This window comes from Massilia sp. Root351 (assembly GCF_001425045.1).
Taxonomy (GTDB): Bacteria; Pseudomonadota; Gammaproteobacteria; order Burkholderiales; family Burkholderiaceae_D; genus Rugamonas.
Map to the genome: position 1 here is coordinate 443,320 of NZ_LMDJ01000032.1, position 9,205 is coordinate 452,524.

The following is a 9,205-nucleotide window of genomic DNA, read 5'->3' on the forward strand; positions in this document are numbered from 1 at the left end:
GCATGATCGGAGCGTGACAAAGTGTGAGAATTTGGCGAAAAACAACAGTCGCGCAGCGTCAGCCGTCGTGGCGGCCGTTTTGCGGGGTGGTGAGGAAGATGTAGAGGTCCAGCCGGTTGGTCACGCCCAGCTTGTGATAGATGGCGGTCAGGTGGTTGCGCAGCGTGTGTTCCGAGATGTACAGCTGCTCGGCCAGCGCCTTGTTGACGGCGCCGCCGCCGTCGGCCAGCAGCTGGCAGATCTTGCGTTCCTTGAGGGTCAGGCTGGCCAGGCGGTCGGCCTGCGGCGGCGCGCTGTGGGCCGGTTTGCGCATTTCCTCGAAGATGCGGCCCAGCATGCCGTGTTCCAGCCACAGCTCGCCTTCATGCACTTTGCGGATGGCTTTCAGCATGATTTCCGGCGCCGCTTCCTTGCCGACCACGCCGCGCGCGCCGCGCAGCACTGCCTGGTCGAGCTGATCGCGGTCGCGGGTGCCGCTCAGCACCAGCACCCGCGTGCCCGGCGCGGCCGCCAGGGTCGGCAGGATCTCCAGCGAGCTCTTGCCGTTCAGGTCCAGGTCCAGCACCACCACGTCCGGTGCCAGCTGCGCCGTCAGCGCCAGCGCGCCGGCGATGTCGGAGGCCGCGCCCACCACTTCCATGCCGTCGGCCTCGCTGCCCACCAGGCGGTCCAGGCCCCACAGGATGGTCTTGTGGTCGTCCACCAGCAGCACGCGGATGCGCGCCGATGGCGGGGCGGGATTGGCGGGCGTGGCGGGTGTGCTCATCGGCGCTTCAGACAGGAATGACGACTTCGATCGCCGTGCGGCGGCCGGCGCTGGCCTGCACGCGGGTGCTGCCGCCCAGCGCGAAGGCGCGCTCGGCGATCGATTGCGGCAGGAAATCGGCCTGCGTCAGGCTGCGGCAGTCGTTCTCGATGCGCACCCGCAGTTCGCCCTTGTCGCAGGCCAGCGTCACGGCGCCGGTGCGCGCCTCGGTGTGCTTGCGGATATTGCTCATGCCCTCGTTGACGATCTGGAACACCTCGGCGGCCAGGCGGTCGTTGACGGCCAGCTGGCCGGTGCTGTCGACCGTGATGTCGATGCCGTAGAACTGCTTGACCTGGCTGGCCTGGCGCCGCAGCGCCACCAGCAGCTCCGGCTCGCGCGGCGCCTCGCCGCTGCGGAAGGTTTGCGCAAAGCGGCGCAGGTCGACGATCACCTGGCCCATCATGTCCAGCAGCCCGTCCAGGTCGGGCAGCAGCGGGTTGTCCGGCGCGGCCCGCTTGCGCATGGCGCTCACGCCGTGGCGCAAGCCGATATAGGGCTGGATGGTGCTGTCGTGGATGTCGCGCGCGATACGCTCGCGCTCGCGCAACACCGCTTCCGAGGCCATGCGGTCGAGCAGGGCGATGTTTTCGATGATGGGGAAGGCCTGGCCGGCGATCTGCAGCAGGAACAGCGCGTCCTGTTGGCTGTGGTCGCGCCGGGACGCCACGATCAGCCAGCCTTCGCCCTGGCGCAGCGGCACCTGCACGGCGATCAGGGAAATGGCGTCCATCAGTTCGGCCAGGCGGCCCGCCGGCGCCGGATCGACCCGGCTCCAGCTGTGGGTGTCGCGCTGGCATTCGTGCGCCTCGTGGCCGCGCCGCAGCCAGCGCCACAGCGGCCGCTGGTACAGCAACACCTGGCCGCTGCGCACGCACAGCAGCGGTTCGGCCGCCTCGGCGCTCAGGCGCTTGTCGTGCAGCGCGTGGCCGGGCTGGCCGGTATTGGCGGTGCGCAGCATCCATTCCTTGGTGTCGGTGTCGCGCAGCAGCAGCAAACAGGTGCCGGCGCCGTAGAAACTCAGGGTCTTGTCCAGCACCGAGGCCACCGTGTGGTCGACCCCGAAGCGCGGGTTCGATTGCCGGCTCACCTCGTGCAGCAGTTCCAGGCGGCGCCGCTGCGACACCACCATGCCGCCCCAGTGCGAAATCATGTAGCCCAGCGCCAGCATGAAGGTGGCGCGCAGCAGCACCCGCGCCAGTTCGTCGCCGCTGGTGGTGAAGGCGGCCGTGCTGGCGAACAGCAGGGTGGAGGCGATGGTGATGCGGGCCCCGGCGGCCAGGCCGGAAGTGAAGGCCGCGCTCAGGATGGCGAAGAAGAAGAAGGGGTAGAAAAAGCTGCTCGAGCCGCCGGTGCTGAGCACGATCAGGTAAAACCACAGCACGTCCACCCAGGCCACGGCGCGCGCCCAGCGGCGCGCCCGGCTGTAGTCCAGCGCCAGGCTGTAGACCAGGAAGGCGGCGAACACCGGCGCGGCAAACGCGTTGGTGCGGCCCATGGCGTCCGGATCGATATACAGGGTCAGCAGGCAGGACGCCGAGAGCAGCGAACGCATGCGGTTGACCATCACCGCGTCCGCCGGGTCTTGCCACGCTTGGATTGCGCTGTGTTCGCTCACTGTTTTCTCCGCCGCAGTGCAACATGGACTAGTCTAACGGGGCGGTTGACGCTTGTCTACGCGAAAGTATTAATTTTGCAACTACGCTACAACGTGACTTCCAGGCCCTCGTAGGCCAGCACCACCTGCAGGCCTTCCGGCAGCGGCGCGCGGCGCGCCAGCACTTCGGCGAATACGGCCTCCAGTTCGTCGTCGCTGCGGGTCGGTTCGTGGTGGGTGCAGTACAGCTGTTTGGCGCCGGCCTTGATGGCCATGTCGAAGGCCGAATCGAAGGTGCCGTGGCCCCAGCCGCGCTTGGCCGGGTATTCTTCGCGGGTGTAGGAGCAGTCCACGATCAGCGCGGTCACGCCGCGCACCTTGTCCTCGAGGGCGCCGATGCGCTCCTCGATGTACTGCTGGTAGGCCGCGTGTTCCGGGTGCTGCTCCGGGTAGATGTTGTAGTGCGGTTCGTGGTCGCCGGTGAAAAACACCGATTTGCCGTTGCAGTCGATGCGGTAGCCCAGGTCGATCACCGGGTGGTTCATGACCACGTTCGATACCACCGCGTCGCCCACCTCGATGGCTTCGCCCACCGCCAGCGTGCGGTACTCGATGGTGGCGTCCATCTGCGTTTCGCTGACCGGGAAATAGCTGTTTTGCAGCTGCACGCCCATCACGTGCTCGATGCCGTTGCCGGTGTCCGGGTCGGTGGTGCCGTGCAGGCGCACCCGGCTGCCCTTGATGAACAGCGGGGTGAAGAAGGGCAGGCCGTGGATGTGGTCCCAGTGGCTGTGGGTGATGAAGATGTTGGCCTGCACCGGGGTTTTCTTTTGGGAGATCAGCGATTGCGCCAACGCGAACAGGCCGGTGCCGCCGTCGATGATGATCAGCGTATCGTCGTCGCTGCGCACCTCGATGCAGGTGGTGTTGCCGCCATAGCGCGTGGTGCGCGGACCCGGGGACGGGATCGAACCGCGCACCCCCCAAAATTTGAATTTCATGCTCTCTACCCTTAACTCGGCCCGCTTATGTGCTGTCACTGCCGCCCTTCTGTTGACTGTTCTGCATGAACCATGATCGAACAGGCAAGTGGCGATCCCGCTTGGATGATAGCCTTTTTTTCATCAATTCTGGGCCAAAAGTTGCGAATTTGAGCGAGCTGGGCGGTGCAGTGTCGTCAACTGAAACACGGCGCGCCGTTTGCGCGATTTCCAATGTACAGCGGCTTGCGCTGCGGCTACACTTCCACTACACGCCTGTGCTTCGAAAAGATTATAAAAAACACCATGCAAGAGCTGAACCACATACAAATCGCGCAAAGGCTGGACCAGCTGACCGAACTGAGCGTGGCCCTCGGGGCCAGCCATGAAACCGACGAGCTGCTGGAGCGCATCCTGATGGTGGCCAAGGCCCTGACGCATGCCGACGGCGGCACGCTGTACCGCCCCAGCGCCGACGGCGCCAGCCTGTGTTTCCACATCTCGGTCAACGACACGCTGGGCATCCGCCAGGGCGGGGCGCGCGGCGACCGGATCGACATCCCGGCCGTGCCGCTGTTCGATGAGCTGGGCGACAAGAACCTGTCGTCGGTGGCCGCCTATTCGGCCAATTTCCGGCTCTCGGTCAACATCGAAGACGTGTACCAGGCCGACGTGTTCAACTTCTCCGGCATGCGCTCGTTCGACCAGCAGCGCGGCTACCATTCGAAGTCCTTCCTGACCGTGCCGATGACCGACCACGAGGGCGAACTGGTGGGCGTGCTGCAGCTGGTCAACGCGAAGGACCCGGCCAGCGGCGAGATCCGCGCCTTCTCGCCGACCGACCAGCGCTTCATCGAGGCGCTGGCGGCCCAGGCGGCGGTGGCGCTGACCAACCAGCGCCTGATCCAGCAGCTGGAAGACCTGCTGGAAGCGCTGGTCAACCTGATCAACATCGGCATCGACGAAAAATCGCCCTATACCGGCCGCCATTGCCAGTTCGTGCCCGAGCTGACCATGATGCTGGCCGAGGCGGTGCACAACACCGATACCGGCCCGCTGGCCGAGTTCCGCATGGACGACGGCGACCGCAAGGAGCTGTGGCTGGCAGGCCTGCTGCACGACTGCGGCAAGATCACCACCCCGGTGCACGTGGTGGACAAGGGCACCAAGCTGGAAACCATTTTCGACCGCATCCACATGGTCGGCACCCGCTTCGAGGTGCTGATGCGCGATGCGGAAATCCGCGCCCTGAAGGCCAAGCTGGCCGGCGGCAGCGCCGCCGATCACGCCGCCATCGACGCCGCGCTGGCCACGGAACTGGCGCAGCTGGAACAGGACCGCCAGTTCCTGCGCCAGGCCAATGTGGGCGGCGAGGGCATGAAGCCGGAAGACCAGCAGCGCGTGCTGCAGATCGCCGGCTACCGCTGGACCGGTCCGCGGGTGTACAAGAAGGAGCCCGGCGCCGAGGAGCCGCCGTTCCTGCGCGAGGAACAGCACTTCCTGACCGCCGAGGAGGTGGAGAACCTGAACATCCGCTTCGGCACCCTGACCGAGCCGGAGCGCAAGGAAATCAACAACCATATCGCCGTCACCATCCGCATGCTCGAATCGCTGCCGTGGCCCAAGCACTTGCAGAACGTGCCGGAATACGCCGGCGGCCACCACGAGCGCATGGACGGCAAGGGCTATCCGCGCGGCCTGACCAAGGACCAGATGTCGGTGCAGGCCCGCATCATGGCCATTGCCGACATCTTCGAGGCGCTCACCGCGCGCGACCGGCCCTACAAGAAGGGCAAGCCGCTGTCGGAGTCGCTGCGCATCCTGGGCAATTTCAGCCTGAACGGCCATATCGATCCGGACCTGTTCGACATCTTCATCCGCTCCAAGGTCTACCTGGAGTTCGCGCACAAGAATGTGGACGCGCGCCAGCTGGACCAGGTGGACGAGTCGAAGATTCCCGGCTACGTTCCCTGACGTGGCCCCGTCCATGGTGTCCCGGTGCTGAAACCGCTGCGCAAGTACGGCGCCCGCTGGGCGCTGGGACTGCTGCTGTGCGCGGCCGCCATCCTGCATACGGCCAATGTGCTGCACATCGATACGCTGGACCGCATGGACACGTTCATGTCCGGCCTGCGCATGCGGGCCGAGACGCCGGTGCTCGACCCGCGCGTGGTGATTGTCGATATCGATGAAAAAAGCCTGGCCGAAGTAGGGCGCTTCCCGTGGAGCCGCAACGTGATGGCCAGGCTGGTCGAGCAGTTGACGGTGAATTACGAGGTGGCCGCGGTCGGCTTCGACGTCTCCTTCCCCGAGCCGGACACCAGCTCCGGCTACGACGTGCTGAAACAGCTGGCGCAGGGCGAGCTGCAGCAGGTGGCGGGCCTGCAGGGCCAGCTGGCGCGCCTGCAGCCGCAACTCGATTACGACGGTTTGCTGGCGCAGGCGATCCAGGGCCAGCCGGTGGTGCTGGGCTACAGCCTGTCCGGCACCCAGGCCAGGGGCATGCTGCCCAAGCCTGCCTTCACCGAGGACGCCCTGAACGGGCGCACCGTGCATGCCTACGCGGTGGCCGGCTACGAGGCCAACATCCCGCGCCTGCAGCAGGCGGCCGTCAGCGCCGGCATTTTCACCGCCATGCCGGACCGCGACGGCGTGGTGCGTTCCACCGCGCTGCTGCAGAAAATCGGCCGCGGCTACTATCCCACGCTGTCGCTGGCCACCGCCGCCGTGGCGCTGCGCGCGCGTTCCATCGCGCCGCTGTTCGAGGGCACGGTGGACACCCTGTCCGAAGCTGAACGCGCCAACGGCGGCCTGGAGGCGATCGCCCTGTTCCATGAGGAAGGCAACATCCGCATCCCGGTCGGCGAAGGCTTGACCACCGCGATCCAGTACCGCGGCGCGGGCGGGCCGCAGGGCGGCGCCTACCGCTACGTGTCGGCCGCCGACGTGCTGCGCGGGGCGGTGCCGGCCGAGCAGCTGGCCGGCGCCATCGCGCTGGTGGGCACCACCGCGCCGGGGCTGAACGACCTGCGGGCCACGCCGGTCAACGCCCAGTATCCCGGGGTGGAGATCCACGCCAACATGATCAGCTCCATCCTCGACGGCAGTTTCAAGTTCCGGCCCGACTACGCTTCCGTGTTCGAGGCCGCGCAGCTGGTGGTGCTGGGACTGCTGCTGGCGCTGGCCTTGCCGGTGCTGGCACCGGCCTGGTCGATCGCGCTGTCGCTGCTGGCCATCGGCGCGGCCGGCGCCGTCAACTTCTACCTGTATCGCGCGCACGACCTGGTGTTCAATGTCTCGTCCATGCTGGTGCTGGCGCTGGCGCTGTTCATCCTGAACGTGGCCTGGGGCTATTTCTTCGAAGTGCGGCGCGGCCGCGCGCTGGTGTCGCGCTTCGGCGAATACGTGGCGCCCGAGCTGGTGGCCGAGATGGCCGAGAACCCGGAAAAATACAATATGGACGGCGAAAGCCGCGAGCTGAGCGTGATGTTCGTCGACGTGCGCGGCTTTACCACCATCTCGGAGGGCCTGACGCCGAAGGCGCTGCGCGAATACATCAATCTGTACCTGACGGCCATGTCGACCGACATCCGCGACAGCCACCGGGGCACGCTGGACAAATACATCGGCGACGCCGTGATGGCCTTCTGGGGCGCGCCGGTGGCCTTCCCGGACCACGCCAGCCGGGCCGTGGCCACCGCGCTGCTGATGCAGGCCAGCGCGCAGCGCCTGAACCGGGATTTCATTCAGCGCGGCTGGCCCGAGCTGAAGATCGGCATCGGCGTCAATACCGGCCAGATGCACGTGGGCGACATGGGCTCGCAGATCCGCCGCGCCTACACTGTCATGGGCGACGCGGTCAACCTGGGGTCGCGCCTGGAAGGCATCACCAAGGTGTACAGCGTGGGCATCGCGGTGGGCGAGGCCACCCGCGCGGCGGCGCCGGCATTCGCCTACCGCGAGCTGGACCTGGTGCGGGTCAAGGGCAAGAACGAGCCGGTGGCCATCTTCGAGCCGCTGGGGCGGGAAGGGGAACTGGATGAAGCGGCGCGCGCCGGGCTGGCGCGCTGGCACGCGGCGCTGGCGCTGGTGCGCAGCCAGCAGTGGGACGCGGCGCAGGCGGCGCTGGAAGCGCTCGACGCGGCCGCGCCGCACAGCCTGTACCAGCTCTACCTGGAGCGCATCGGCCACTACCGCACCCATCCGCCGGCGCCGGACTGGGACGGCGTAACCACCTTTGATACCAAGTAAGCCAACATAAAGTATCTGTGCGGAAATACATCAGGCGGCCAAAAAAAGCGGACGCAAGACGCGATTCGGACTAAACTGAGAGTAATAAGTATTTCTCTCAGGTCAAGTCCGGGCGGAGGCCATCATGCGATGCCGCGTCGTGCAACTGCTGGCTGCTGCGGCTTTGGCCGCTGCCTCGGGCGCTGCTTGCCCGGCCGGCCAGGACGCGGTCCAGGGCGCGGCGGATAAGCCCGCCGTGAGCGCTTCGGCCAGCGCCGACAACGGTGGCGGCGCGCTGCGGCTGGACTACCGGCTGCCGGTGGCGTCATCGGGCGACACGCTGGACCTGTACGGCGGCTACAACCAGAGCGACTATGCGTGGAAAGCCCGGGCCTGGCCCGAGGGCGGCAAGGGCGCCATGTTGGGCGCGCGCTACAGTCAGCTGCTGGCCAGGGGCGAGGGCCATGAGTCGCGTCTGAACTACGGCGCTGGCATCAAGGCCTTCCGCGGCGAAGGCTGGCAGGATAGCGAAGCGGGCTACGACGTGACGGTCCGTCCGCTGACGGTGAACTACAGCGGCAGCTGGCTGTTCGAGCAGGGCGAGGCGAGCGGCTCGGTGACGGTGCTGCGCAACCTGGCCGGCGGGCCGCGCGGCGGCCAGGCCGACTTTAGCCGCGCCCGTCCCGGCGCGGACGCCGGCTACAGCATAGTGCGGCTGGCGGCCAGCCTGACCCGGCAGCTGCCGCGCGATTTCCAGGTGCGCGCGGCCGTCAACGGCCAGTACACGCGCGACGCGCTGGTGCCCGGCGAGCAGATCGGCGCCGGCGGCGGCGCGCAGGTGCGTGGTTTTAGCGCCCGCGATCTGGCAAATGACAGCGGACTGACCGCCAATGTCGAGCTATACTCGCCGCAGTTGTGCGGCGATGCGCGCTGGCGCTGCCGCGCGCTGGTGTTTTATGACAAGGGAATGATCAAGCGCAACCGCGAACAGGGAGGCGAGCTGCGCACCAAGGCGATCGGCAGCGTGGGCGTGGGCCTGCGCGTCAATCTCTCCCGCGACGTGGATTTGCAAGTGGATTACGGCCATGTGGTGCGCTCCAGCCAGATGCCGCTACAGGATAAGAATCGCCTGCACATCAGGGTCGACCTGAGCTGGTGACTCGCTAAATAATACGCACAACGAGGTAAGCACGATGATGACAGGTCAGGTTCCCCAAGGCATGCGGCGCAAGCTGCTGGCGGTGTTGGTAGCAGCTTGCTATGGTTCCGCCTACGGTAATCCCAGCGTCCCGCAAGTCGTGGCCGGCCAGGCCAGCTTCCTCCAGCAAGGCAATTTGTACACCATTACGAATACGCCGAACACCATCATCAATTGGCAGAATTTCTCCATCAATCCCAACGAGATCACCCGCTTCATCCAGCAGAGCGGCGACAGCAAGGTGCTGAACCGTATTGTCGGCCAGGACCCCAGCAAGATCCTCGGCGCGCTGCAGTCGAACGGCAAGGTCTACCTGATCAACCCGAACGGCGTGTGTGCCGGGGATCAGCGCGAACGCCTGGGCGCAGCCGACCTTGAGCGCGTCCAGCGCGCTC

Annotated in this window: 7 protein-coding genes; 4 read left to right on the plus strand and 3 right to left on the minus strand. The window is 66.6% G+C overall.

Features of this window, described 5'->3' with window-relative positions; translation table 11 throughout:
• Positions 1-58 precede the first annotated feature (58 nt).
• The 3 genes from ASD15_RS24910 to ASD15_RS24920 form a co-directional block, all read right to left on the minus strand.
• A complete protein-coding gene (locus tag ASD15_RS24910) occupies positions 59-766 on the minus strand; it encodes a response regulator transcription factor (RefSeq protein WP_057157718.1) in 708 nt (235 codons plus the stop codon).
• 7 nt (positions 767-773) lie between these two features.
• Positions 774-2,423 carry a sensor histidine kinase gene (locus tag ASD15_RS24915; protein ID WP_057157719.1) on the minus strand — a complete coding sequence of 550 codons (1,650 nt, stop codon included), beginning with the start codon at positions 2,421-2,423 and terminating at the stop codon, positions 774-776.
• A gap of 86 nt (positions 2,424-2,509) precedes the next feature.
• A complete protein-coding gene (locus tag ASD15_RS24920) occupies positions 2,510-3,403 on the minus strand; it encodes an MBL fold metallo-hydrolase (RefSeq protein ID WP_057157720.1) in 894 nt (297 codons plus the stop codon).
• Between the two features lie 285 nt (positions 3,404-3,688).
• On the opposite strand from ASD15_RS24920, the gene ASD15_RS24925 reads away from it, so the two are divergent.
• The 4 genes from ASD15_RS24925 to ASD15_RS24940 all read left to right on the plus strand — a co-directional run.
• Positions 3,689-5,356, plus strand: coding sequence for an HD family phosphohydrolase (locus tag ASD15_RS24925; protein ID WP_057157761.1), 1,668 nt, complete (start codon positions 3,689-3,691; stop codon positions 5,354-5,356).
• 24 nt (positions 5,357-5,380) lie between these two features.
• Complete coding sequence (locus tag ASD15_RS24930) at positions 5,381-7,633, plus strand: CHASE2 domain-containing protein (protein ID WP_057157721.1); 2,253 nt, start codon at positions 5,381-5,383, stop codon at positions 7,631-7,633.
• Positions 7,634-7,757: 124 nt separating this feature from the next.
• Positions 7,758-8,771, plus strand: a complete 1,014-nt coding sequence (locus ASD15_RS24935; RefSeq protein ID WP_157201140.1) for a ShlB/FhaC/HecB family hemolysin secretion/activation protein — start codon at positions 7,758-7,760, stop codon at positions 8,769-8,771.
• A 34-nt stretch (positions 8,772-8,805) separates the two neighbouring features.
• Positions 8,806-9,205 (plus strand): filamentous hemagglutinin N-terminal domain-containing protein (locus ASD15_RS24940; protein WP_200954079.1); only part of this gene is annotated, 400 nt, incomplete at its 3' end.

What these genes read in the sequence shown, in the direction of transcription:
- ASD15_RS24910 (WP_057157718.1), bottom strand. Translation starts at nt 766, where the DNA reads ATGAGCACACCCGCCACGCCCGCCAATCCCGCCCCGCCATCGGCGCGC.
- ASD15_RS24920 (WP_057157720.1), bottom strand. Translation starts at nt 3,403, where the DNA reads ATGAAATTCAAATTTTGGGGGGTGCGCGGTTCGATCCCGTCCCCGGGT.
- ASD15_RS24925 (WP_057157761.1), top strand. Translation starts at nt 3,689, where the DNA reads ATGCAAGAGCTGAACCACATACAAATCGCGCAAAGGCTGGACCAGCTG.
- ASD15_RS24935 (WP_157201140.1), top strand. Translation starts at nt 7,758, where the DNA reads ATGCGATGCCGCGTCGTGCAACTGCTGGCTGCTGCGGCTTTGGCCGCT.